The sequence below is a fragment of the Thermogemmatispora argillosa genome (genome assembly GCF_059696725.1).
The window spans coordinates 580079-603969 of sequence record NZ_AP019377.1 but is presented as its reverse complement, the minus strand read 5'-3'; the positions used below and the strand labels follow the sequence as shown (position 1 = coordinate 603969).

Below are 23891 nucleotides of genomic sequence, written 5' to 3'. Positions count from 1 at the left end.
TCATCTTGTCTGCCTCTCGCTGGTCCCAGCCGCAAGCTGAGGGCTGATCGCACCCAGACGAAAGGAAGGAGTAAGCGCAGGACATGGCAGAGCCGGAAAACACCTATGTGATTGACCCTGAAAATGCTGGCGAATTAGCGCGCTTGATGCAGCAGGATCGGCTGTTAACGGAAGGCATGGGGGGCCTCCTGCCGGAGCCGGGCATTACACTACCCGAGCAGGGCAGCGTGCTGGATTTGGCCTGCGGGCCAGGTGGCTGGGCCTTGGAGCTGGCCTTTGAGCATCCCAGGCTGGAAGTGATCGGCGTGGACATCAGCCGACAGGTGATTGACTATGCACGCATGCAAGCAAGATCGCGAGGGCTGGAGAACGTCCACTTTCATGTCATGAATGTGATGGAGCCGCTGGCTTTCCCCGATCGCTCTTTTGACCTCATCAATGGACGGCTGCTTTTTGCCTTCATGTTGCCGGAGGCCTGGCCGAAGCTGCTGGCCGAGTGCTACCGGCTGTTGAAGCCGGGTGGTATCGTACGTCTGACCGAGATGGAACCGATGCTGACGACAAGCCGAGCTTATCAGACATGGATGGCCTATATGTCCGAGGCCCTCAAGCGGGCGGGCCAAAGCTTCTCACCAGATGGACGCCAGTTTGGTATCACGCCCGTCTTGCCGCGCCTGGTGAGAGAGGCTGGCTTTGCCTCGGTGCAACTACGACCCAGCGTCATTGAGTGGTCGATGGGCACGGAAGCGCATTACGCCGTTTTGAAGGATAGCCTGATCGGTCTGGAGCTGCTGCAGCCATTCCTGATAAAAATGGGGATAGCGACAAAGGAGGAGCTGGAGCGCTTATATCAGCTCGCGACGGCTGAGATGCAACAAGAGGACTTTTGTGGACTCTGGAACCTGCTGACAGTCTGGGGGCGTAAGCCTGCTGATTTGGAAGCGCCGACAGCCGAAGAGACAACCAGCTCAGACAGCTAGCCAGCGGACCACTCCCCGCATCTCAAGCGTGTCTGGCTGGTGGTGATCCTGGCGGGCCAGGGAGAGGGAGGGCGGAGAGACGCCGATGGACTCTGACAGGCAGCTTTGCTTGCTCTGCCTTACTTAACCTGATAAACTGTCCTCCGCTCTCTCTTTGCTTTCAGGCTGGCCTTGATCCAGCTTCTTCCCTGGGACCACGGGCAGGCACGCTGCCAGCGGTCCTCCTGACCTGCTCTAGCAAGAGGGCCACCGGAACCGGTGCCATGCCGCCTTTTCTGCCCTTGTCTGGCTCTGCTTGTCTCCTCTCATCCGCGGGCTTCATCATCTCTTTTCAGATCCATGCTCATGAGCTACAATGCAAGCGAGCAAGGCGAAGCTCTCGGGCTACGTCTGCCACAGATGTTTTTCCTTCCTTCCTCGAAGAAGAGAAAGGCGGCCAGTCTATGAAGCTCATCACCCCTGTTGTCGAGCGCTGGCTAGAAGAAGCGCGTGAGAATCCAGAAGCCTTCTGGAGCAAGGCCGCGGAGCAACTGCCCTGGCTCCGGCGCTGGGATCGTACCTTCGAATGGACCCCGCCAACCTTCCGCTGGTTTATCGGTGGGGAAACCAACCTCTGCTACAGTGCCCTTGATCACCACGTCAAGCGTGGCTGGGGGGGCCACACAGCCCTCATCTATTTGAACGAGCGTGGTGAGCGGCGTCTCTACACCTATGCCCAGCTCCTGCACGAGGTCGAGCGCCTGGCGGCTGCCCTGCGAGGCCTGGGCATCCAGCGCGGGGACCGTATCACGATCTACATGCCGACCTTCCCCGAAGCCATCATGCTCATGCTTGCAGCCGTGCGTATCGGGGCCATTCACCTCGTGGTTTTCGCCGGCTTTGGCGCTCAGGCCCTGCGCGATCGCATCGAGGCCAGCGGCTCGCGCCTCGTCTTCACTACCGATATCACCTATCGCAAAGGCAAAGAGACGAACCTCAAGGAAATCGTGGACGCTGCCCTTGCCTCCGGTGGCGGCAGCGTCGAGCGCGTCGTTGTGCTCCAGCGTGGCGGTCGGCCTGTTGCCATGCAGGCGGGGCGTGATCTCACCTGGCAAGAGTTTCTGGCCCATGCCAGTGGTCAGAGCGGCAGCTATCTCCCTCTGGAGGCCAACGAGCCGGCCTACATTCTGGCCACCTCCGGCACTACGGCCAAGCCCAAGCTGGCCGTGCACGTACATGGTGGCTACCAGGTGCACATTCACAGCATGGGGCAATGGGTCTTTGGTCTCAAGCCGAACGATGTCTGGTGGTCAACCTCAGACATTGGCTGGGTTGTTGGCCACAGCTATATCGTCTATGCCCCGCTGATCGCCGGCGCCACCACCCTGGCTTTTGAAGGAGCGCTGGACTACCCCACGCCTGATGTCCTCTGGCAGACTGTTGAGGAGTTTGCCATCAGTGGCATCTTCACATCGCCAACTGCCGTGCGTCTGCTCATGAAGTATGGCGACGAGCCGCCGCGCCGCTACAATCTCTCCTCGCTAGAACGTGTCTTCTGTGCTGGTGAGGTGCTCAATGCTCCGGCCTGGGCCTGGCTGCAGGAGACCGTTCTGCGCAATCGTGTGCCGGTGATCGATCACATGTGGCAGACGGAGACCGGCGGGCCAATCTTTGGCAATCCTTATGGTCTGGGCATGCTCCCCATCAAGCCCGGCTCTGCTACCATCGCTCTGCCTGGCATCGAAGCCCGCGTTGTCTCACCGCTCGACGGCGCGCCGCTTGGTCCCGGCGAAAAGGGCGTGATGGTCATTACGCGCCCCTTCCCGGGCCTGATCCCAACGCTCTGGGGTGATCCCGAACGCTACGCGCGCGATTACTGGGGCGTCCTGCCCGGTGTCTACTACACCGGCGATTCCGCTCATGTCGACGAAGATGGCTATGTCTGGTTCGCCGGGCGGGCCGATGAGATCATCAAGATCTCTGGCCATCGCATTGGCACTATTGAGGTCGAGACAGCCTTTCTCAAGCATCCAGCGGTCGCCGAGGCTGGCGTTACTGGGCGCCCTGATGAGCTGCGGGGCGAAGTGATCGTCGCCTTCATCGTTCTCAAAGATGGCTATGAGCCGTCCGAGGCCTTGAAGCAAGAACTGCTCAAGACCGTGCGCACAGAGCTTGGTCCAGTTGCCGTCATCAGTGAGCTGAATTTCGTGAACATGCTGCCCAAGACGCGCAGCGGCAAGATCATGCGCCGTGTCTTGCGGGCCGTCACTTTGGGGCGTGATCCTGGCGACGTCTCCACCATCGAAGACGAAGCGTCGGTCTCTGAAGCGCGCCAGGCCTGGCAGCGGTTGCAAGCTGACATCTCCTCCCACTAAGGCCTCTGAGGAGCGTGGGAGTATATATATAGATAGATGGGAGAGTGGAGGTGTGAGTAATAAGTAGAAAGAGAGTGCGTAGCTGTGGAACCGGCTGCCGCTGTCGAGCAAGCGAGCGCAATGAGTTCCTCACCTCTGGGTGGTCAGTCGCCCGTCGCCTTGCTCTGCTCTCCTTGTGCAGGCGGGTGGCTGACCACGATCCTTCCCTGCGGCCTGGCTTGAGAGGTGGGCTTAATCGCTGCCCGTCCCCAGTCTCGCCAGTTCTTGCCGCAGCCGCTGAACATCGCGGACAGGCGGTAAGCCGAAGAGGGCGCGGTAGTCGCGATTAAAATGGGAGACATCCTGATAGCCGACGCGGAAAGCGACGCTGGTGGCGTCCAACCCTTCATTCAGCAGCAGGCGGCGGGCCTCTTGCAGGCGGAGCTGCTTTACATAGCGCAGCGGGCTGAGGCCGGTCACGGCCTTAAAGTGATGATGCAGGCTGGAGACGCTCATGCCCAGCTCGCGGGCCAGGTGCTCGATGCGCAGTGGCTCGGAGAAATGCCGTCGCAAGTAGGCGATGGCGCTAGCGATTTCGGAGGGCAGGCCGCCTTGAAGTACCAGGTGACACAGGCGTCTCCCCTGCTCACCGATGAGCAGCCGATAGATGATTTCTCGTGTGACCAGCGGCATCAGGACCGGCGCCTCTTCTGGCGTGTCGAGTAGCCTGACCAGACGTACCACGGCGTCAAGTAGCCGCTCGTCAAGCGGGCTGACATTGACAGCGTGCGCCGAGCTGCGTTTAGGCACATAGCCGGCGGAGAGCAGAACCTCTGTCACCTGGGAAGGGGTCAGGCGCAGGGTCAGGCTCAGATAGGGGCGCTCGGGGCTGGCTTCGATGACGCGGCTGAAACGTGGCAGCTCGACGGTCGCCAGCAAATAGTGAAACGGATCATATTCATAGCGGTTGCGTTCGACCAGGACCTCCTTGCGTCCCTGAGCAATCACGCATAAGGACGGCTCGGCAACGCTGGGTAAGGGAGTGGATGGCGAGGAGAGGCGCGCCAGAGTCAGGCCTTCTAGCAGCTCGACAGCTCCGTCTCTGGGAACGGCCCGGGCGATGCGCTCGGCCAGCTCCTCACGCTGAGCCTGGAGCTGCCGTAATGTGCGCTCATCTTGCTGTCGCTCACGCTCTGCAATAGCAGTGATTGTCATCTGGGTAGAAACCTCCTCCACAAAAGCGTTGCCTCGCGGCATCTGCAGAATCAGCCAATTCCTGACGAGGATTATTCTATCACCTTTGCCTGGGGGATCTCTATAATGCTTCCTGGAAAGTGCATCCTTCGCTCTCCGATTCTGGTCCTGGTCGAGGAGGCCCGCGTGAGCGAGTGAGGAGGAGTAAGATAAAGGTAGGAGGGTGTGGGGGTAGGATCATTGGTGAATTGAAAGCGGGCGCGATCTGCGAGGGGCTGGCTCTCGCCGCGTCGCTGATCCCTCCAGCGAGGGGCGAGAGTATTCAAGTGTGGACATAGTCACATCCATAACCAAAGGAGGAGAAGAAGCGCGATGGAAATCAGACGCGGTGGCTCGCAGCCCTCGCAGCAGGGGCCGGCAGCCACCTTCACTGGCAGGGTGCGGATTGATCCCCTGTTTGAGGCTCCCAGTCCGGCGCGTGTGCGCGCAGCCAGCGTCACCTTTGAGCCTGGGGCGCGCACCGCCTGGCACAGTCATCCGTTGGGGCAGATCCTGATCGTCACCGCCGGCTGTGGGCGTGCCCAGCGCTGGGGGGGCCCCGTTGAGGAGATTCGCCCTGGTGACGTCGTCTGGTTCGCTCCTGGTGAGAAGCACTGGCACGGGGCCGCGCCAACGACTGCCATGACCCACATTGCCATTCAGGAAGAGCTTGACGGTAAAGTAGCTGACTGGATGGAGCATGTCAGTGATGAGCAGTATGGGCAGCAGGCCTAGCTAGAGTAGCTCTGGACAGGCACGGCCAGGGCTATGAGCGAGAGAGTAGCTGTGATCAGGCTGCGCGACCGGCGCAGCTCGGCACAGCACAGCGTCAGAGGAGGGAATTCACCTATGAGTCAGAGGGATATGCGCGCTGCTCTGCAGCGGCGTAGTGAAATTGAGATTACAGTCAAAGGGCGCAGCAGTGGGCGTGCGTACACTTATCCGGTATGGTTTATTCTGGAGGGCGAGGCCCTCTATCTGCTACCTGTGCGTGGGACCGAGACCGGCTGGTACAAGAATCTGCGCCAGGCTCCCACTTTGCAGGTGCGTGCCGGTCAGCAGACTTTTGCTACCGACGTGCGACTCATTGAAGATCAAGACCGGGTCGCCGCCATTACCGAGCGCTTCCGAGAGAAATATGGGGCCAGGCAGATCCAGGCCTATTATCCTCTCATCAACGTGGCCGTAGAGGTCCCTCTGAGTGGGCAGCCCGGCTAACGATAGCGACTCTGCTGGCTACCTGGCTTTGATCTTCGCCTCGTTATCCAGGGCCGGCCAGTCCAGGCAAAGTCGGAGGCTGAGCAGCCGCTGTGCAGCGTGATGTCGCTGACCCCATTCATGACTGGCTGGCCTTCTGCGCGTCTCCCTGAAAGGCAAGCAAGTAGATGTTCCGCGCTGCCTGGCTGGGGACCATAGCCGGTCATAGGCCTCGCCGGCAGATGTGTGGTCAGCTTTGTCAGGACTTCGTTTCCTTGCTTGGTGGCTGGAATAAGTAGTTTCTCCGTTGTGGCTAAGACTATTGAATCGGCGTATGAGCGTTGAATTCTTACTAAGTCTCGCTGAAAGTGTTTGTTGTTTGATCAGCTAGTCCTGGCAGAGCGACGAGACTATTGACATTGAAATCTCTATATGCTATCACCTGAGTAGTGAAAGTGCCTGTTTGGGGCAAATAATTAAAGAAGGTAACAGATGGTCGAAGCTATCCTCTACCTCTCCGAGACTAGCAACTCCCACCGAGACGCAGCAGAAGTATCTGCATGTAACCTTACTACAGACTCACCTTGATCAACTCCAGCAACAGCTTCTTCATCCCGCTTCTCAGCCTGGCGATCAGATTGGCAGGCCATTTCGTCAGCATATGACTGCCTGTCTGCCATAGACCCGACTAAAAGGATTATGCTACTCTTTTCTGCCTTTGCTGATCTCCTACTCATGAGTAGCGTCAACTTGCCAGCCTTCGATAGAACATGCAGCCAGGCTTTTTGAGGCTTCTGACGGCGAGTGATGGAGAACGCTGGCTGCCTCCTGATGCTGATCTACCAGCCGACAGACATGAGCTTGTGAACAAAGAGAGGGTGTTCTGTCCTGTGAGTAACCCACTTGTCGAAGCGGCTATCAAGAGCCTGGCTGCAATTGGCGTCATTGGGCCCCCTTCAGCCGAGAGCATCGTTGAGATCCTGCTCTCGATGATTGAGTAGCTGGCAGCTGTGGCCCGGGGCGGGGCATGCTGGTGGGAGAGGGGTGAGGGCTGTCTCAGCTTCCCGGGGCCAATGAGTGAGGCCCAGGTTGGGAAAAGGCTTCCTGCCAGGAAGTGTGGAATTGGCTTCAGAAGAAGCAAGGTGAGAGCGATGCTTTGGGGGAAAGAATTTCCCCAGAGACTCATCTTTGGGGAGGAGGGCTTTTTTACGGAGCCGCGCTATTTGCCGCGGCAGTATCCCTACTATGTCGCGCGGGCCTTTCTGTCGGTGCAGTACGATGACGAGCCGAGGGAGGATGAGGAGGTCTATTACTGGTATCGGGTGGCGTGGGAGGCGACGGAGGCGTTTGTGGAGCGCTGGGGGGGAGTAGATGAGGAGACGCTGAGGCGGGTGCTGAGAGAGGGAGAGGGGAGGGACCGGCTGGCGGCGGTGTTTGCGCTGGGGCACAGTCCCTTTGAGGGGGTCAATGAGGAGCTGGCGGCGTTGCTGGAAGAGCCGGACTGGCTGCTGAGGTGTGCAGCGGCCTGCTGCCTGGTGCTGCGTCGAGACGAGCGGGCTACCCCACTCATTGAACGCTATCTGGCCCTCCCAACGCCCATCGGAGTGGACGGAGGAGGCCGGGTCAGCACCGCGCCCCAGGCCAGCGGCTGGTACAACCTCTACAAGCAACTGGTCCCGTGGATGCTGGCAGAGTGGGGACCGTCTTCCCTGCTGCCAGCCTTACGCGATGCCCTCCTTGAAAGCTGCCGGGAAGGAAACGACAAGCGCCTCTCGCCGGCAGCTGCAGGCTCCCTGAAGGCCTCCGCCTATGCCCTGGGTCGGCGGGGAGCATTGGGCGCGCTCCATGGTGTCAAACTCCCTGTCCTCCGGCGGTGGCTCAGCGTGCTCTACATGGCCCTGGGCTACCTCAAGGCAGCCGAGCGCTTCTCGCGAGAAGCGCTCTATGAGCAACTGCAAGGAGATACTCCCCTGAGCAAGGAGGTCCTGGCCCTCTTGACCGAAGCTTTTGCCCTCCCAGAACAACAAGCGCAGTCAGTACTCATGTCCTGGCAGATCGAGCGAATCGACGGCCTGGGCGTGCTCCTCTGAACCGGGGTAAGCTGACCACGGCGTGAGGGGGGAGCCGCCAGCCTCGGCGCTGCGGGCGCCGGTGGCGTTTCACAGCCAACCCGGTCCGGCCCAGCGGGGAAAAGCGGTAATCCCATAGGGGTCAAAGAGGCATCCGCCTGGACGCAGAACCCGGCTCCGCGGCCTCGGGGCTGCGCTTCGCCAGGCTTGTCGGCGGCGCGGCGGAAGATACTGGGGCCACGATGATCCGTTTGGCCTCACGGCCTAGCCGCGCCAGATGCTCTGGCGTGATCTGGTCGTCAACCACCAGTATATCGAAATCGGAGATGTGCGCAAAACGATTCAGCGAGTGATGGCCGATCTTCGAGCTATCGATCGCCAGAATCTTCTGAGAAGCGGCCTGCATCATATAGCGCTTAATCTCCGACTGATGAATATTCGCATCGGAGATCGAGCCATCCTCTCCCATTGCACTACTTGTAATAAAAGCTTTATCTGCGTGTAATGAGCGCAACTTCTCGATCACAGAGATCCCAGTGATCAGCTGAGGAGCCAGCTCCAGCGTTCCCCCGAGCACATAGACCTGAATACCCGTCTTATTCAGCAAGCTATTGACCACCATGATCCCATTGGTCACCACCAGGATACCACTTTCCTCGGGCAGAGCGGCGGCGCAGGCAGCCATAGTTGTCCCTGCGTCCATCAGCAAAATCTCGCCAGGCTGCACCAGGGCAGCGCAGGCCCGGGCGATAGCCTCCTTCTTCTCGCGATTCTGAACGGCGCGCTGAGAAATGGCCACATCCTCGCTACGTCCCGTAGCAATCGCGCCGCCGAAGGTTCGCTTCAGAATACCCAGCTCCTCTAACTTTTTCAGATCGCGGCGGATCGTCATCTCCGAGACCTGCAACCGGCGGCTGAGGTTGGCTGTTGAGACCGTACCCTCCTGCAAGACAATCTCAGCGATTGTCTTACGCCGTACCTCGGAGAGAACCCAACTCCTATCAGATACTGGCTCTTCTCCATCTGGCGTGCTCATCATAATCACTCTCTCCCAGAACTGTCCCAACAGAGATACCAGGCAGACCAAAGGGCAGGCCCAGACGGCAGAGCGCGCCTGCGCAAGTGCCGATTTCGGCTCGGGCCGCGCCGCGCTGAGCTGCGCCGCCGCGAGGGCCTCAGCAGCTAGCTAGAGAGCATAGTCGAAACTCGCCTCGCTGTCAACCGTTCTGTTTCCCAAAGCAGACCTCAGCCGCAGAGGAGCGAGCCTTTCCTTTTCCTTCTGCCCTGACCAGACTGAAGCACCCCTTCTGTTCACTCGCCCTGGATAGCACCCGCTGTCAAGCCGCGGATAAAGGCCCTGCCGGTAGCGAAACCGAAGGCGATGCTTGGCAGCAGCAAGACCACCGTAGCGGCGGCCAGACTTCCCCAGTCCACATTCGCATACTTGATAAAATCAAGGATGGCGACAGGAGCCGTAACCGTCTCATTGCCGGTCAACACCAGAGCAAAGAGAAACTCAGTCCAGGTCATCATAAAGACCAGGATTGTCGTCGCCACAATGCCCTGACGAGCGAGTGGCAAAGAGATATGCCAGAAAACTTGCAAGCGGCTAGCTCCATCGACAATCGCCGCCTCCTCGATCGCTCTTGGCACCTCGGCGAAGAAGCCAAAGAGCGACGTCATCGCGATTGGCAAGCCAATAACCTGGTAGGCCAGCATCATCCCCGGAAACGTATTGAGCAGCTCCAGGCGGCGGAAAATCACAAAGAGCGGCACCAGCAGGATCAGCCCTGGCAAGACGCGCACCGCCAGATTGTAAGTCAGCATCAAGCGGAAAAAAGGATGCTGCAGTTGCCGCACAATCGCATAAGCAGCGGGGAGAGCCACAACCATTGTCAGCAGCGTCGCGCCGCCATCGATCAGCACGCTGTGCCAGAGGCTCTCAAAGAAAGAAGACTCTACCACCGCCACATAATTGGCCAACGTCGGGCTAAAAGGGCCAGCACTGAAAATGCTCTCGCTCGGCTTCAGCGAGAGCAACAGGAGCCAGATGAGGGGGCCTACGATAAAGAGAAGAAGGGCCGCGGTCACCAGAAAGCGCAGCGTCCTCATGAGCACCTGACGCCATACGCGCTGACGGCGCCGCTGTCGCAGAGCCTGCTGTCGTCTAACATCGCCCAGTGAACTCGCGGAGAGCATCACTTGCCTGAAGCTCATACCTTCACCATCCCGCGACGCAGCCCGGCAATCAAGGCCAGGGCAGGAATCAGCATCACGCCCATCAGAATAACGAGCAGCGCCGCTGCATAGCTCAAATTGAAGTACTCGAAGCCTTGCACGAACGCATACAGATCCAAAGGCTCTGTGGCCGTACCTGGTCCACCACCGGTCATAGAATAGATCAACGGCAGCAGCGCCAGATAGTTGACAATTTCCAAGAGCGTCACCGTCAGCAGAGGCGTACGCAGCAGGGGCAAGGTGATATAACGCACCGTCTGCCACTGATTAGCGCCATCGATCAAGGCCGCCTCGTAGGGTTCAGCGGGCAAGGAGCGAACCGCTGCCAGCAGGAAAACAAAGGCGAAGGGCGTCCACTCCCAGACATCGGCCACCGTGACCGCAATGAGCGCCGTCTGACCGTTGTCCAGCCAGGCCACCACTGGCAGATGGAAAACCGCCAGCAGGCCATCGATACCGCCAAGATGGGGAGTGAAAAACATTAGCCACAAGAAACCGGTCACAATCGGCGAGGCGAACATCGGCACGAGCAGCAGCGCTTGCAACAAAGTCGGCAGGCGACTCCGCTGGAAAAGAAGAGCCAGAAGCAGACCCAAGGTCACCTCTAGAAGCACAGGGACCGTGATGAAATAGAGCGTCAGCTTCAGACTTGACCAGAACGTCGCGTCCTTCAGGGCCTGCAGATACTGACTCAGGCCAGCGAAGGCGAGCGGCGCCGGGGCCAGCAGATCGACATTAAGCAGACTCATCACAACGCCAAAGCCCAGCGCCAGCAATGTAAAAGCCAGCATAGCCAGGCTGTACGGGGTCAGAAAGACCCCATACAGCAGCTTCTCCGCAGAGAGTGGCCGCCGCCGCGAACCGCTGAGCCGCTGGAAGCTGGTCGGCTGCCGCTGAATGGCTGGCTCGGGCGAAGGACGGCCAGACTCCCGGTCCCCAGCCACGAGGAGCCGGCTACGCCTCTTAAGCGATTCCGCCATAGCGCTTGTTCCCTTCCTGATGCTTGTTTGCTTGGTCGATGAAGGTATGCCTGTCTCTACTCAGGCACGCGTACGATCGTCTTCAAAGGCTTCAAATACTCCTTTTGTTCCAGAAAGGCCGGCAAACTTCGCAGTCCGATAGTGGTGCCCAAGAAGATATGCAGTCGCTCACGATGGCGTTGCAGGATGGAGATAGCAGCGGGCATGACATTGGCATAGCGGAAGATACCGCGCACCGTAAGGCCACGCAAGCTCAAATCCAGACCGTCAAGCATCATCGAAGAGGCTTCCCCCAGACCGATCAGCGCTAACACTCCCCCACGCTTGACCCACTGCTGAGCCAGGCGTAGTCCTCCGGAGCTGCCGGAGCACTCCAAGACCACCTCGCAGTCGTCAAGCGCCGGAGGCACTTGGACATAAGCCTCCAGGCCAATCTGACGCGCGGCAGCAACGCGGTCCTCGCGGACATCCACTAAGGCGACCCGTCCGCCCGCGCTTTCTGCGGCCAGCGCGGCCAGAATCCCTACCGGTCCAGCGCCGACGATACCCACCCTGGTACCAATTCCAATGCGCGCCTCACGCACAGCGTAGACGCCTACCGACAGGGGTTCTGCCAGCGCTGCTTCATCGGTGGTCAAGCCCGGCGCCAAATAGGTAAACTCGGCTGGATGTAACACATACTCCTGCATTGCGCCGTCAACGGGAGGGGTGGCAAAGAAACGCACCTCGGGGCATAGATTATAGGCGCCGGTACGGCAATAGTGACACTTGCCGCAGGGAATGCCCGGCTCTAAAGCCACAACGGCCCCGAGAGGGAAGCCATCCGCACCGGGGCCAACCGCCTCCACTGTGCCCGCAACCTCATGACCAAGCACCATTGGTGCTCGAACCACAAAATGGCCAATAGCTCCCTCCTGATAGTAGTGGACATCTGAGCCACAGATGCCAACCGAGCGCACCGCTACGCGCACGTAACCGGGAGGTGGCGGAGGAGGCTCCGGGCGATCTTCGATTTCCAAGATACCTCGACCCTTGAGGACAGCGGCTAACATTCGATACATCCTCCTCTCTCTGTGGAAACTGATAGGCTGTCTGGCCTGCCTGGACACGATGCGCCCTTGCTCGCGCTGGCTGGCTGGCCGACCAGGGCCCTGGCCGCCAGCCAATAGGGCTACTTAAGCAAGGCAGCGACCTCCGTCGGACGTCCCACCCTCAAGGCCAGAGCGGGGAGCTGGCTAGAGATCACTTGCTGAGACTACGAACTAGGATGAGTGGCCAGGTAAGAGGCTGCTTGCTGTTGAGCTGCTGCCAGAGCGGCCTGGGGACTGAGCTGGCCCGTGATGGCTTGCGTCACTGCCACGGAGACATAGTCGCCGATCACATCAAAGGAAGGCGTGATCACGAAGTGATTGAGATCAAGATGCGGGGTATCCGCCTTGAAAGCCGCCAGCAGATCGGGCCTGACGAACTCCTTGAACCTCGGATCGTTAAAAGTAGATTGGCGTGTCACCCCGATATACTGCCCGTTCTTCGCGGCCTGAAGCTGGATCTCTGGGGAGGTACTCCAGACCATGAATTTGATCGCAGCCTCTTTGTTGCGCGAACCTTTGGCGAGAAACCACATCTGGGTGTCGAAGCCAGGATATTGCCCGGCGGGCCCGCGCGGCGCCGGAGCAAAGCCAACCTTGTCCCCCAGGGCGCTCACCATTTCCTGGCCAAAGGCAATGTCATCAACCAGCATAGCTGCTCGCCCTGCTTTAAAGGTGGCTGTAGTTTCGGGAAAATCAAAGGCTGCCGAGCCTGCAGGCGTATAGTGCTTGAGAAAGAACTCACTGTAGATCTCTAAGCCCTTGATCGCTGCCGGGCTTGTCAGGTCAGCCGCCAGCTTCCCTGCAGGCACTGGGCCGCCCGGCTGCTGACCCTGATAGTAGTGGCCGCCTTCCCCGTAGAAGAAAATGTTAAAGATCCAAATATTGGCATGGACGCCGCGCTTGCCACGCAGAACAATCGCCGGTATGGACGTACTGTTGACCTGAGCACAGACTGCTAAAAGCTCATCAATGGTCTCAGGGACACTGGCCTGATGCTCTGCAAGAATGTCCTTACGATACATCAGGATGTTAGTATCAAGCAGAGTTGGCAGGCCGTAGCGCTTGCCCTGCCAGAGGGTAGCCTGCCAGCAGGCAGGGATGAAATCAGAGGGATTGAATTGCTTCCCAACGAGAGAGGTATCGGCCAGATAGCTATCCAGCGGCTCAATCCAGCCCGCTGTTTCCCAGCGCGGAAGCTGGCTCACGCCGCCCCAGGTGACATCAAGGGAGCCGTCGCCGGCAGCCAGAGCGACGGAAGCTTTGTTGGTGATCTCGGTTTCAGAAATAACCTGATAGTTGACCTTGATGCCTGTCTCCTTCTCAAAAAGCGGCACCAGGGGCGCTAGCCCTTCTCCCTGCGGGTTGGCATCAGCAAAAACGGTGATCTGACTGCTCCCGCCAGAAGTAGAGCCACAGGCAGAAAGCATCATCCCTGTCCACAAGGGCGCAGTGGTGAGCGCTAACCCTCCTTGCGTAAGGCGCTTGAGAAGCCCACGCCGAGTCACTGTGTGCGTCATGACTTCCCCCTGAGTTGGTTGTCATCGTGCGTGCTACTGAATTCGAACACAAAATAACATAGTAGAACACAACCGCACTGAGGAAAGTGTACCTGAAGGGGAGGTGTTCTGTCAAGAGAGCCATCGACCTTGTGGCCTCTCCTGTGGTGAACAGAGCTTGAAAGAAGGACAAATAGCGGCTTCAGCAGGTGAAGTTCCAGAGAAGAAAAGGTCGATGAGTGTGTTCGAATTTGTTAGGGACGGGCTGGGCCGGGTGATCGATGTCAGAGGGGACCGCTCCTTCATCTCGCGCGCAGCCCAGCCCCTCTAGCGACAGGCGTTCCCTAGGCCGCATGGAGGTGAGTCCGCGGACCTGCTCATAGCAGCCACAGAAGCATCGCAATGCGATAGTGGCGCGCAGCGCGAAAATCACCGAAGGCAGAAGCAGCAGGAGCTGACCCGCTCCTCGCTAGAGCTGAGTACGGACCACGCACCCGTAGGCGGGGACACTCGCCAGCAGCGGCCGTATCCTTCTCCCTCCCTCCCTCCCTGTCTCTCACCCCCCTTGACAATCCATTGACCTGGTGGTAATATTTTGACTGACCAGTCATGACTGGTCAGTCAAAATTCTTCTTGGTAGTCATTTTCTAAAAAGCTGGTCAGATTATAGACAGCCGGTCAATGAATGAGGAGGTGCACTGATGCCACCTTCGACCGCGCCGCGCTCATGGAAGGAGAAGCAGCGGCAGGAGCGTGAGGCGCTCATCCTGCAAGCCGCCGAGGAGGTCTTCTGCGAGAAAGGCTATCACGAGGCCTCGATCGATGAGATCGCCGCGCGCGTGGGGATTGCTAAGGGAACCGTCTATCTCCACTTTCCCAGTAAGGAGGACCTGCTTGCGGCCCTCTTTCGCCGCGATACCGAGCAGGTGATTGCTGAGGTGGAGACCATCGCCTCCTCCCTGGGGCGCTCGGCGCGCGAGAAGCTCGAAGAGATCCTGCACCTTCTCTACGGCGAACTCTTTAAAAAGCGCACTCGCCTGTTCTATAGCATGTATAACAGCCCTGAGATGCGCGCCCTGCTGGCCAAGAAAGAGCAAATGCATGCCCATTGGGAGCAGCTCACGGGACGCATCGAGCAGCTACTGGCCGAGGGGCAGGCTGCCGGCGATTTTAATCCCGAGCTGCCGACCAGTGTGATGCTCAGCCTCTTTCTCAACCTGGTGTCCGTGCGGGGCTATGAGCGGCTAGTGGTGCAGGAAGGTCTGGCCCCCGCCGAGGTGGCGCGCTATCTGGCTCGCATTTACTTTAAAGGAATCGCTGCTGAGCACAAGCAATGCTGAGCGTGGCGATTGAGGAAGAGAGAGAGGAGAGGAGTTGTCTTTATGGATTCAATGACGCCTTCGGCTGGCTCTGGCCCCGTGACGGAGCGGCCCGCTCCGGCGGGGAGCGGCGCAGCCAGCACCACGGCAGCAGTCGAACAGCCGCGCTTTTCGGTGCGCGAGACGGCGCTGACGATGGCCGGTGTATTGATGGTGATGCTGCTGGCCTCGCTGGATCAGACGATCGTCTCAACGGCCATGCCCCACATCATTGCTGAGCTGCAGGGCTTCGACCGCTATACCTGGGTCTCGACAGCCTACCTGCTGGCCTCGACAGTGATGGTGCCGATCTATGGCAAGCTCTCGGACCTGGTGGGCCGCAAGCCGATTTTCTTGTTCGGGGTCGTGGTCTTTCTCCTTGGGTCGGCCCTCTCGGGGGCAGCCCAGTCGATGAACCAGTTGATCGCCTTCCGCGCCTTCCAGGGCCTGGGAGCCGGCGCGCTCTTGCCGATCGCGATGGCCATCGTCGGCGACCTTTTTACGCCGCGCGAACGCGGTAAGTGGCAGGGGCTGACGGGGGCCATCTGGGGACTGTCCTCGATTATCGGTCCTACCCTGGGCGGCTGGATCACCCAGAATACAAGCTGGCGTTGGGTCTTCTATGTCAATCTGCCCATCGGGCTTGTGGCCCTGCTGGTGTTGATCTTCTTGATGCCGGCCCTGCGCGGCAAAAACCGCCAGGTCTCGATCGACTACCTGGGCGCCGTGCTGCTGGTGCTGGGTGCCCTGCCGCTGCTGCTCGGTTTCTCGCTGGCTGGCAATCAGTATGACTGGCTTTCGCCGCAAATTATCGGACTATTGACGGCTGCGGTCGTCTTCCTGGCCGCTTTCCTCCTCTATGAGGCCCGCCTGGAGCGCCGTCAGGGCCAGCCCATTATTGAGCCTGGTTTGTTTAAAAATAGCATCTTTACGGTGAGCACGATTGTAACGGTCATCTTCGGCATGGGCCTCTTTGGAAGCGTGTACTTCATCCCGCTCTTTGTCCAGGGCGTCGTGGGAACGACGGCAACCAATAGCGGCTTGATTCTGACGCCGCTGATGCTTACCTCGGTGGCCGGCAGCGTCCTCTCCGGTCAGCTTGTTTCCCGCATTGGCAAATACAAATGGATTGCCATCACGGGGATGGCCATCAGCGTGGTCGGGTCTTACTTGCTGACGCGTCTGGATGTCCATTCGACCAATACGGATGTCTTGGTCGCTATGCTGGTCTTGGGCCTGGGGATGGGCTTCGGCATGTCGCTCTATACGCTAGTGGTGCAAAATGCCGTGCCGGTGCATAAGATCGGCCAGGCGACCTCGTCGCTGGTCTTTTTCCGCCAGATTGGGGCAACCGTCGGGCTGGCAGCGATGGGGTCGATCATGACCTCAGCCTATCAGCCGGCCTTTGATCAAGCGCTGCCAGCGCTGGTCAAGCAGGTAGTACCGGCGCGCTTCCTGTCGGTCTTCAATAATCCAGAGGTCCTGCTCTCGGATGATGCACGCCAGCAGATGCAGCACGCCGCGGCGGCCTTTGGTCCCCAGGGACAGCAGTTGCTGGCGACGATTCTGGAGGCGGTCAAGACGGGGCTGGCTCAGGGTATCCACAATGTCTTTGTGCTGAGCTTCGCGCTGATGGTGGTGGCGCTGGTCGCCGTATTCTTCCTGAAGGAGATCAAGCTGCGCGACCGGCGGCGCCCTCAGTCGCAGGACGCGGGCCAGGGCGAAGAGGCGCCGGCTCCCGAAGCCGGCGAGCTGGTCGGCTTGATCTGAGAGTCTCCTTCTCTTCTTGTCTTGCCTTACCGGTGTCTTCCCCTCATCGGTACAAGAGAGGGCGAAGCGGGAGCGGCCCGCTTGCGCCCTCTCTTGCTTGGCCTGACGCTCCTGTGCTCTACTCTACTGATGCCTTTGCGGTCCCCTCTCTTCTGATCTGAACGACGTAGCCTGGCGCAGAGCGCGCTCTGCACCAGGCCAGCCCAGTCCGAGCCGAGCCGAGCCGAGCCTGCTAAAGCACGTTGTTGCGCAACTTATAGACCTTGATGGCCACTTGCAGACTGAGCCAGTTGCTGCGGTCCTGCAGATCGACATCACACAGCGATTGCAGGCGTTCCAGGCGCTGTATCAAAGTATTTCTATGAATAAAAAGACGACTGGCTGTTTTCGTCAAGTTGCCGGCGCATTCCAGGTAGGTTTCCAGGGTAGAAAGCAGGTCGGTGCCCTTGCGGCGATCGTAGTGGGCGATGCGCGCGATCTGATCCTGATAGCTATCGCGCAGATCGTCCATCCGGGCGATTTTATACAAATAGCGGTAGATCCCCAAATCATTGAAGTGGGTCACGCCACCGTCGCCGTTGAGGCTGCGGCCCATCTGCAGAGCCTCGCGAGCCTCGGCGGCGCTGCGGCGGTAATCGGCGAGCTGCTGACAGGGATTGCCAATGCCGACGGAGGCGCGCAGCGGCTGTTCCTGATGGATCTGATGGACCAGCTCGCGCAGCCAGCTTTTCAAGCGAGCGTTCCAGGAGGGGTTAAGGCTGATAGAAGAAGAAGAGGCGCGCCTCTGGCTGCTCTCCTCCTGAGACAGGCGCACCAGGCAGGTCAGGGTCCGTTCCTGTTCATGGAGCAACGAGCCGGGATAAGCATCGTGCAAGCGGCGCCGGATGAGACTACAGGTTCGCTTATAGGCTGTCTGGCGCTCTTCCTCGCTCAGAGCCGGGCGTGGATTGCCGCTGGCGCCGCCCTCGGCGGGAAGCAACTCGAAGAGGACGACCGTATGGGGTCGCTCCAAGTCGCAGCCGAGCAACTTTGCGCGCTGCTTCAGGGCCTCCTCCGACTCGTAAGCGCCGGCGAGCAGCTCATCGAAGAAGGCCTTGACGAGATTTTTCTGAGTCAGCAGATCGACCAACTGGCTATTCTTGACGGCGATGGCGGCCTGATTAGCGATCGTACTGAGGAGGGCCTGATCCTCGGGGCTAGGGCGTCGGGCCTTGCGAAAATAGCAATTAATCAGGCCCAGATGCTCGGTGCCCGACACCAGAGGGGCTGAGAGCAGCGTCCGATGTTGACCATCCTTCAGAGGATTGAAGCCCTCGAAGCTCAGCGCCTGATAGTCTCCACTCTGGAGGCCGAGAGCGCTATCGAGATTGCCCGAGGCGGTCGCTGCAGGCGACACCAGCCCACTCAAAACGGCTGGACAGCCAACAGCAGGGAGGCTCCCGCCGCCCTCGCGCGACATCTCCTGAGTTGAGCGCTCCCCATCGCAGGCTTGCAGCAGCGGATGCTCACGCTCAGTCAGACCCGAAGCCACGGCGCGCACCGTCAGGCGTCCACGCGCCTGATCCACCAGCATAATCACGCACAGATCGGCCTCCATGATCTGGGCCGTCAGAGCAGCCAGCGAGCGCAGCATCTCATCGAGGTAGAGGCCGGAACTGATGGTCTGACTCAGCACTGAGAGGCTGGTCAAAATATTCAGCTTGCGCCGCGTATGCTCATAGAGCCGTGCATTCTCGATGGCACCGGCGACCAGCGCCGCCGTGTTGCAGACAAAGCGCTGCTGCTCCTCATTGAAGGTCGCTGGCGCGGCGGTATTCATCGAGAGCACCCCGATTAATTGGCGCTCGCGGCTCACAATGGGCACAGTCATCACCGACTGGAACTCTTCGCGATCCAGTTCCGGCACCACATAGAAGCGGGGATCGCTGCGGGCCTGTTCCTTGAGGATGACCGGCTCCAACGTCGTCGCCACCCAGCCGGCAATGCCCTGGCCCAGGGCCAGTTCGATCTTGCCGACAAAGCGGGCATACGGCTCACTGGCGCTGGCCAACACGAGGCGCTCGCGTTCAGGATCATAGAGGTAGAGAAACGCGGCGTGGCAGGAGACGGCGCGCACGATGGCATCGACAAGGCGCTGCAAGATCTCGTCAAGCTTGAGCGTTGAGCCAACGGCGGCGATAATCTCATTGAGAAGGGCATACTCTTGCGACTTGGTCGCCAGGGCCTCGCGCAGCCGGCTGTTTTCCCGCCGCAGCTCCTCCAGCTCACAGCTCTCCTGCTCCGCCTGACGTTTACTCCCGGCGCGAGCCGGGGCCGTTCGGGATACCATGCCGACCTCCTGAATGGCAAAGATAGCTGCTGCTGCTGCTGCTGCATACCCCCTGGCGAGCGCACCTAAGCCCCCCTCATGTCCCCTGATGCCTTCCCTGGCTGCCTATCCGCCCGCCCCGCCCCTAGCAGTCAACGCGCTCGCCAGCTTGCAGCTGCTAGCTGTATGATGTCTATATGTGTGCATTGTAACTACTCGATGGGAGGTGCGTCTAGGGTAGCGGACTCCTTTCCCTGGTCAGAACTGCCCATGAGCATTTATGGCTTTTTTACAGACCCTGACCCGAGGCAAGCGAGAGAGAGGCCGTCTGGAGCCTGGTGGCCTTGGCAGGCGAACAGCCAGGAGACCGTGACAGGGGGGCGGCAATGCTGGTATAATACAACTGGAATTAGCTCATCCTTCGTACGCTCCGGAGAGGTGGCCAGGTGGTTCAGCTAGCACTCTTCCAGACACCTCTTATCCATGCTGAATGCCGCCCAACGCAAGGTTCTCCCAGGGTGCCTCCTGCGGTGGAATGGCGCAACGCGAGCGAGGAAGGTCGAGGATGACGGCCCTTTTCGGCGCATGAAACTCGCACGTGAGCGAACGAGGAGCGTCCCACTAGTTTTTCTCCAGGAGATAGCAGTATGTCTGACATCGTCACTATTCCTGAAGAACGGGGCATAGAGATCCACGGCATTGAACGGGTGGCCCCCACTGCTCGCACTCATGTGCGTATCTTTGACAATTTCACCATGTGGCTCTCGGCCAACCTGGTGATCTCCACGGTAGCGGTCGGGGCTTTGGCCAACCTGGTCTTTGGCCTGGGCTTCTGGGATGGCCTGGCCGCGATCGTGATCTTTAATGCCCTGGGCGTGCTTCCCGTTGCCTTCTTCTCGACGCTCGGACCCAAGCTTGGCCTGCGCCAGATGACGATCTCGCGCTTCTCTTTTGGCTGGGTTGGTGGGATTGTGATGGCCCTTTTCAATGTCGCGGCCTGTATTGGCTGGTCGGCGGTCAATGTCATTGTCGGCGGCCAGTTGGTGGCGGCCCTGAGCAATGGCGCGGTCCCGCGCTGGGCAGGTATCCTGGTCATCGCGCTCCTGACCACGGTGGTCAGTATCTACGGCTACCGCTACGTCCATCGCTACGAGCGCTTTGCCTGGATTCCGATGGCGATCATCTTCGCCATCATCACGGTGGTAGCGGCGCCGCACATGAAAATCGTACCGATGCCGGCGGTGAGCGCGGCCTGGTTTGCCTCGCTGATCTCCTTCGGGGGTGCTGTCTACGGCTTCGCCACCGGCTGGAGTTCCTACGCCGCTGATTACAACGTTCGCCAACCGGAGGAGACGCCAGCCAGCCGTGTTTTCTGGCTGACCTTCCTGGGGGTCTTCCTGCCTTGTGTGGTCCTGGAGACCCTGGGCATGCTCTTGACGAGCTGGGTTCCCAAGAGTGGCGGCGAGCTGCTGGCGGGAGTGCTGCAGCCCCTGGGTGGTTTCGGCACCTTCCTGCTGGTCCTGCTGGCCCTCAGCGTCGTGGCGAACAATATCCCCAACGACTACAGCCTTGGTCTCTCGATCCAGGTGGTTGGTAAATCGCTGCAGCGCGTGCCGCGCGCTGTCTGGACCCTGATCGGCGCAGTCATCTACGTGGCTATCGCCCTGCCCGCCGCTCAGAACTTCAACCAGACACTGGAGAATTTCCTGCTGCTGATCGCCTACTGGCTTGGTCCCTGGTCGATCATTCTAATCCTCGAGCACTTTGTTTTCCGGCATGGCGTCTACAACGTCGACGACTGGAACACGCCCGAGAAGCTGCCGGTTGGCTGGGCAGCCCTGGTAGCGCTGGTCATTGGACTCGTTGGCGTGGCCCTGGGGGCGGCGCAGGTCTACTATGTTGGCCCGCTGGCAAAGCTGGTCAATCCGCCCTATGGGATGGATATCGGCTTCGAGCTGGGCATCGCCCTGGCGGCCATCGCCTATCTGCTCCTGCGCCCCATTGAGCTGCGTCGCAATGGGCGCTAAGCGGCCAGCGAGCAAGCCAGAGAAGGCCTTCCCACTGCCTTGAGTGAGTGAGCAGTATTCTTTGCCGCTCACGTCACGGCCTGCTAGCGGTGTTGGCCTCACCTGGCTTCGTCAGGCTCAGGGGCAGGTGGCAGAGGAATCACGGTCACCTGCCCCCTTGGGCCTCCCTCTCTAGCGGGCGACGCTGGTCGCAGAGCAGGCTCACTTGGCTCATGGGCTATCGCTCTGCTCTGGCTGCTGCCGTAGCGCTCCGCGCCCGCAGCGCTCACGCGGATTCGTGCCATCGCACACGTACCGAAGAAGGAAGAACCATGCCTTACGATTTACTGGTGCGCCATGCGCGCCTCCATCGCAGAGATACGCTTGTTGATATCGCAATACAAGATGGACGCTTTGTGCGCATTGCACCGGAGCTGTCCAAGGAAAGCGCTGCCCGCGAGATCGATGCCGCGGGCCGGCTGGTCTCGCCGCCTTTTATCGATGCCCATGTCCACCTTGACGCTGTCCTGACTGTCGGTCAGCCGCGCTACAACAGCAGCGGTACCCTGCTAGAAGGCATTCAGATCTGGAGCGAACGCAAGCCGAGCCTCAGCCATGAGGACGTCAAGCGCCGTGCTTTGGAAGCCATTCGCTGGGAGGTCGCACAGGGCACGCTCTACATTCGCAGCCATGTCGATGTCTGTGATCCTTCGTTGACGGCCCTGCGTGCGCTGCTCGAAGTGCGTGAAGAAGTACGAGACATCTGCGAGCTTCAACTTGTGGCCTTTCCCCAGGATGGTATTTTCTCCTTCCCCGACGGTCCAGAGCTGATGCGCCGTGCCCTGGAGTTAGGGTGTGATCTGGTCGGCGGCATCCCGCACTACGAGTGGACGCGCGACCTGGGAGTGGAAGATGTGCGTTACGCTTTCGCCCTGGCGCGCGAGTTCAATCGCGACATTGACTGTCACTGCGATGAAACCGATGACCCGCAGTCGCGCTTTACGGAGGTCATGGCGGCAGAGGCGCTCAGCGCTGGCTGGCAGGGACGAGTGACGGCCAGCCACTGCACGGCCATGCACTCATACGATAATGCCTATGCCTTCAAGCTTTTGCGCTTGCTGGCGCGCGCCCGTGTCAATGTAATCGCCAATCCCTTCGATAACGTCGTGCTACAGGGGCGCTTTGATACCTATCCGAAGCGCCGCGGCCTGGCTCGCATCAAGGAGCTGCTAGAAGCCGGCGTAACGGTCGCTCTGGGCCACGACTCGATTATGGACCCCTGGTTCCCGCTTGGACGTGGTGATATGCTGGCCGCCGCCCAGCTCGCCCTCTTGCTCTGCCATATGAGTGGCTATGAAGAGATGAATACCGTGCTGGACCTGATCACTACCAACGCGGCCCGCGTCTTACGCATCGAGGAGCGCTACGGCATTGAGGAGGGGAAGCCCGCCGATTTTGTGATTCTCGATGCCCCCTCAGCCTTTGAGGCCCTGCGCCTCTTGCCAGCGCGCCTGCACGTCTTCAAAGCGGGACGCGAGATAGCGACCACGACGCCGGCGCGCAGCCTCCTTCGCCGCAGCGGTGAGAGCGAGGGCCGCGAAGTGACTTTTCGCCCCCCGTCTAGCTGAGCTGATCGCTCTCTGGTAGAGAGGCCGGGCCAAGCTGAGCGTTAAAGGATATTAATAGCGCGCGCCGCCAGGATTGCCAGCACAAGCAGGGAAAGCAGGGCCTCCAGCATCATGAGGGTTTTGGCACGGCGCGTCAGCGGCATGGTGTCGGTCGGGCTAAAAGCGGTGGCAGTGGTGAAAGCGAGAAACAGATAGTCGAGAAAGTGTGGCACCCAGCCGCCGCTATTGCCGCCGGCCTGCTGAGGAAAAAGAAAGTCGACTGCGCGGTGGCCCCGCCGGTGGCGTCCCACAGGTCCCCCACCGTCGACCTCCCAATACCAGAGGGCAAAAACCAGAATGTTGGAGACCCAGAGCAGGGCAGCGGCCCGCAGCAGCACGTCGGCCCGGGTGTCGCGCGGCAAATTGAAAATAAGCAGGGCCACGGCGCTGCCAAGAGCCAGAGTGACGATCGCCAACAATCCCAGGGCGAGGCGGCGCAGCAGACGGTGAGGGAGCGGTTGCCCTCCCAACCGCGCCAGCAAACTGAAGGCGACGACCACAGCGGCAATGATCCCCTCCAGGGTCAGCGGGAGCCAATTGGGCCCGAGAGTCAGCCAGGGGGGCAAAATGGCGTAGAGGAAGCCGCAGAGCAAGGCGGCGATCAGCGCCAGCCAGCGCGGTGCAATCTTGCTTGGCCCCTCGGTCTGCCTTTGCTCCCCTTCGACTCGCTGAGGGCCCGGCACTCCGTGCGGTTTGTCGTGCTCTTCCTCCATTGTTTTCCCCCTTCATGCCTTGTTATCTTAACGCTGCTTCCATCGGCGCAGTGCGGTTAGCGCTTGCCTATCAGGGTAGCGAAGTTGCCACCTGCTGGCAAGCCCTATCCCTTCGTACGCTCTTCCTCTGACTATGGAGGCTATTTCGCGGCACAAGGATAGACCTCGATCGTATTTCCATTTTTACACAAGATTATGAATGATCAGTCATAATAGTAGTGTGAGAGGAAGGAAGCCAGGCAGAGATAATGGCAATATTTTCAGACATGACCAATGACAGGTGCAAAATAGGCTAGCATCTGCTATAGTAGAAAACAGGAGAGAGGATCAAGAGAGAAGGCTGCCGGGAAACGGAGCGAGCGGCCAGCGAGGGGATAGCCGGCGGGGGGAGCAGCCTGGAGAGGGCCTGGCGGTAGCGGGTGCGGAGGGCTGTCCGGAGAGCCTTGCACGCG

At 59.9% G+C, this 23891-nt stretch carries 17 protein-coding genes; 9 read left to right on the top strand and 8 right to left on the bottom strand.

What is annotated here, in order from left to right:
• The first annotated feature begins 83 nt into the window (after positions 1 to 83).
• Positions 84 to 980: a class I SAM-dependent methyltransferase gene (locus AC6H1L_RS02510; protein ID WP_497599976.1), complete on the top strand. Its 897-nt coding sequence runs from the start codon at positions 84 to 86 to the stop codon at positions 978 to 980.
• 443 nt (positions 981 to 1423) lie between these two features.
• Positions 1424 to 3334: an acetate--CoA ligase gene (locus tag AC6H1L_RS02505; RefSeq protein WP_497599975.1), complete on the top strand. Its 1911-nt coding sequence runs from the start codon at positions 1424 to 1426 to the stop codon at positions 3332 to 3334.
• A gap of 231 nt (positions 3335 to 3565) precedes the next feature.
• Here AC6H1L_RS02505 and AC6H1L_RS02500 read toward each other — a convergent pair whose 3' ends face one another.
• Positions 3566 to 4528 carry an AraC family transcriptional regulator gene (locus AC6H1L_RS02500; RefSeq protein ID WP_497599974.1) on the bottom strand — a complete coding sequence of 321 codons (963 nt, stop codon included), beginning with the start codon at positions 4526 to 4528 and terminating at the stop codon, positions 3566 to 3568.
• 351 nt (positions 4529 to 4879) lie between these two features.
• On the opposite strand from AC6H1L_RS02500, the gene AC6H1L_RS02495 reads away from it, so the two are divergent.
• From AC6H1L_RS02495 to AC6H1L_RS02485, 3 genes are all read left to right on the top strand, one after another.
• Complete coding sequence (locus AC6H1L_RS02495) at positions 4880 to 5281, top strand: (R)-mandelonitrile lyase (protein WP_497599973.1); 402 nt, start codon at positions 4880 to 4882, stop codon at positions 5279 to 5281.
• Positions 5282 to 5395: 114 nt separating this feature from the next.
• A complete protein-coding gene (locus tag AC6H1L_RS02490) occupies positions 5396 to 5764 on the top strand; it encodes a nitroreductase family deazaflavin-dependent oxidoreductase (protein ID WP_497599972.1) in 369 nt (122 codons plus the stop codon).
• Positions 5765 to 6894: 1130 nt separating this feature from the next.
• Positions 6895 to 7833 carry a HEAT repeat domain-containing protein gene (locus tag AC6H1L_RS02485; protein WP_497601493.1) on the top strand — a complete coding sequence of 313 codons (939 nt, stop codon included), beginning with the start codon at positions 6895 to 6897 and terminating at the stop codon, positions 7831 to 7833.
• A 121-nt stretch (positions 7834 to 7954) separates the two neighbouring features.
• Here AC6H1L_RS02485 and AC6H1L_RS02480 read toward each other — a convergent pair whose 3' ends face one another.
• The 5 genes from AC6H1L_RS02480 to AC6H1L_RS02460 form a co-directional block, all read right to left on the bottom strand.
• On the bottom strand, positions 7955 to 8851 hold the full coding sequence (locus AC6H1L_RS02480; protein ID WP_497599971.1) for a DeoR/GlpR family DNA-binding transcription regulator: 897 nt from the start codon (positions 8849 to 8851) through the stop codon (positions 7955 to 7957).
• Positions 8852 to 9123: 272 nt separating this feature from the next.
• Positions 9124 to 10029 (bottom strand): carbohydrate ABC transporter permease, encoded by a 906-nt coding sequence (locus AC6H1L_RS02475; RefSeq protein ID WP_497599970.1) that lies wholly within the window; start codon positions 10027 to 10029, stop codon positions 9124 to 9126.
• Positions 10026 to 11030, bottom strand: coding sequence for a carbohydrate ABC transporter permease (locus AC6H1L_RS02470; protein WP_497599969.1), 1005 nt, complete (start codon positions 11028 to 11030; stop codon positions 10026 to 10028). The genes AC6H1L_RS02475 and AC6H1L_RS02470 overlap by 4 nt, the downstream gene beginning before the upstream one ends.
• A 56-nt stretch (positions 11031 to 11086) precedes the next feature.
• Positions 11087 to 12082, bottom strand: a complete 996-nt coding sequence (locus tag AC6H1L_RS02465) for an alcohol dehydrogenase catalytic domain-containing protein (protein ID WP_497599968.1) — start codon at positions 12080 to 12082, stop codon at positions 11087 to 11089.
• A 203-nt stretch (positions 12083 to 12285) separates the two neighbouring features.
• Positions 12286 to 13638, bottom strand: coding sequence for an ABC transporter substrate-binding protein (locus AC6H1L_RS02460; protein WP_497599967.1), 1353 nt, complete (start codon positions 13636 to 13638; stop codon positions 12286 to 12288).
• A 680-nt stretch (positions 13639 to 14318) separates the two neighbouring features.
• Between AC6H1L_RS02460 and AC6H1L_RS02455 the strand changes: the two genes are divergently transcribed.
• Positions 14319 to 14957 (top strand): TetR/AcrR family transcriptional regulator, encoded by a 639-nt coding sequence (locus AC6H1L_RS02455; RefSeq protein WP_497599966.1) that lies wholly within the window; start codon positions 14319 to 14321, stop codon positions 14955 to 14957.
• Between the two features lie 42 nt (positions 14958 to 14999).
• The gene (locus AC6H1L_RS02450) at positions 15000 to 16745 is read left to right on the top strand and encodes an MDR family MFS transporter (RefSeq protein WP_497599965.1); all 1746 of its coding nucleotides are present in this window, start codon (positions 15000 to 15002) and stop codon (positions 16743 to 16745) included.
• Positions 16746 to 16977: 232 nt separating this feature from the next.
• Here the strand turns inward: AC6H1L_RS02450 and AC6H1L_RS02445 are convergent, their stop codons facing one another.
• A complete protein-coding gene (locus AC6H1L_RS02445) occupies positions 16978 to 19074 on the bottom strand; it encodes a GAF domain-containing protein (protein WP_497599964.1) in 2097 nt (698 codons plus the stop codon).
• Positions 19075 to 19700: 626 nt separating this feature from the next.
• On the opposite strand from AC6H1L_RS02445, the gene AC6H1L_RS02440 reads away from it, so the two are divergent.
• Positions 19701 to 21080, top strand: a complete 1380-nt coding sequence (locus AC6H1L_RS02440; protein WP_497599963.1) for a purine-cytosine permease family protein — start codon at positions 19701 to 19703, stop codon at positions 21078 to 21080.
• A gap of 311 nt (positions 21081 to 21391) precedes the next feature.
• Positions 21392 to 22687 (top strand): cytosine deaminase, encoded by a 1296-nt coding sequence (locus AC6H1L_RS02435; protein ID WP_497599962.1) that lies wholly within the window; start codon positions 21392 to 21394, stop codon positions 22685 to 22687.
• A 41-nt stretch (positions 22688 to 22728) separates the two neighbouring features.
• On the opposite strand, the gene AC6H1L_RS02430 is transcribed toward AC6H1L_RS02435, so the two are convergent.
• Positions 22729 to 23439 carry a hypothetical protein gene (locus AC6H1L_RS02430; protein WP_497599961.1) on the bottom strand — a complete coding sequence of 237 codons (711 nt, stop codon included), beginning with the start codon at positions 23437 to 23439 and terminating at the stop codon, positions 22729 to 22731.
• Between the last annotated feature and the right edge of the window lie 452 nt (positions 23440 to 23891).

What these genes read in the sequence shown, in the direction of transcription:
- AC6H1L_RS02485 (WP_497601493.1), top strand. Translation starts at nt 6,895, where the DNA reads ATGCTTTGGGGGAAAGAATTTCCCCAGAGACTCATCTTTGGGGAGGAG.
- AC6H1L_RS02480 (WP_497599971.1), bottom strand. Translation starts at nt 8,851, where the DNA reads ATGATGAGCACGCCAGATGGAGAAGAGCCAGTATCTGATAGGAGTTGG.
- AC6H1L_RS02490 (WP_497599972.1), top strand. Translation starts at nt 5,396, where the DNA reads ATGAGTCAGAGGGATATGCGCGCTGCTCTGCAGCGGCGTAGTGAAATT.
- AC6H1L_RS02450 (WP_497599965.1), top strand. Translation starts at nt 15,000, where the DNA reads ATGGATTCAATGACGCCTTCGGCTGGCTCTGGCCCCGTGACGGAGCGG.
- AC6H1L_RS02475 (WP_497599970.1), bottom strand. Translation starts at nt 10,029, where the DNA reads ATGAGCTTCAGGCAAGTGATGCTCTCCGCGAGTTCACTGGGCGATGTT.
- AC6H1L_RS02505 (WP_497599975.1), top strand. Translation starts at nt 1,424, where the DNA reads ATGAAGCTCATCACCCCTGTTGTCGAGCGCTGGCTAGAAGAAGCGCGT.
- AC6H1L_RS02465 (WP_497599968.1), bottom strand. Translation starts at nt 12,082, where the DNA reads ATGTTAGCCGCTGTCCTCAAGGGTCGAGGTATCTTGGAAATCGAAGAT.
- AC6H1L_RS02470 (WP_497599969.1), bottom strand. Translation starts at nt 11,030, where the DNA reads ATGGCGGAATCGCTTAAGAGGCGTAGCCGGCTCCTCGTGGCTGGGGAC.
- AC6H1L_RS02500 (WP_497599974.1), bottom strand. Translation starts at nt 4,528, where the DNA reads ATGACAATCACTGCTATTGCAGAGCGTGAGCGACAGCAAGATGAGCGC.
- AC6H1L_RS02455 (WP_497599966.1), top strand. Translation starts at nt 14,319, where the DNA reads ATGCCACCTTCGACCGCGCCGCGCTCATGGAAGGAGAAGCAGCGGCAG.
- AC6H1L_RS02430 (WP_497599961.1), bottom strand. Translation starts at nt 23,439, where the DNA reads ATGGAGGAAGAGCACGACAAACCGCACGGAGTGCCGGGCCCTCAGCGA.
- AC6H1L_RS02510 (WP_497599976.1), top strand. Translation starts at nt 84, where the DNA reads ATGGCAGAGCCGGAAAACACCTATGTGATTGACCCTGAAAATGCTGGC.
- AC6H1L_RS02435 (WP_497599962.1), top strand. Translation starts at nt 21,392, where the DNA reads ATGCCTTACGATTTACTGGTGCGCCATGCGCGCCTCCATCGCAGAGAT.
- AC6H1L_RS02445 (WP_497599964.1), bottom strand. Translation starts at nt 19,074, where the DNA reads ATGGTATCCCGAACGGCCCCGGCTCGCGCCGGGAGTAAACGTCAGGCG.
- AC6H1L_RS02495 (WP_497599973.1), top strand. Translation starts at nt 4,880, where the DNA reads ATGGAAATCAGACGCGGTGGCTCGCAGCCCTCGCAGCAGGGGCCGGCA.
- AC6H1L_RS02440 (WP_497599963.1), top strand. Translation starts at nt 19,701, where the DNA reads ATGTCTGACATCGTCACTATTCCTGAAGAACGGGGCATAGAGATCCAC.
- AC6H1L_RS02460 (WP_497599967.1), bottom strand. Translation starts at nt 13,638, where the DNA reads ATGACGCACACAGTGACTCGGCGTGGGCTTCTCAAGCGCCTTACGCAA.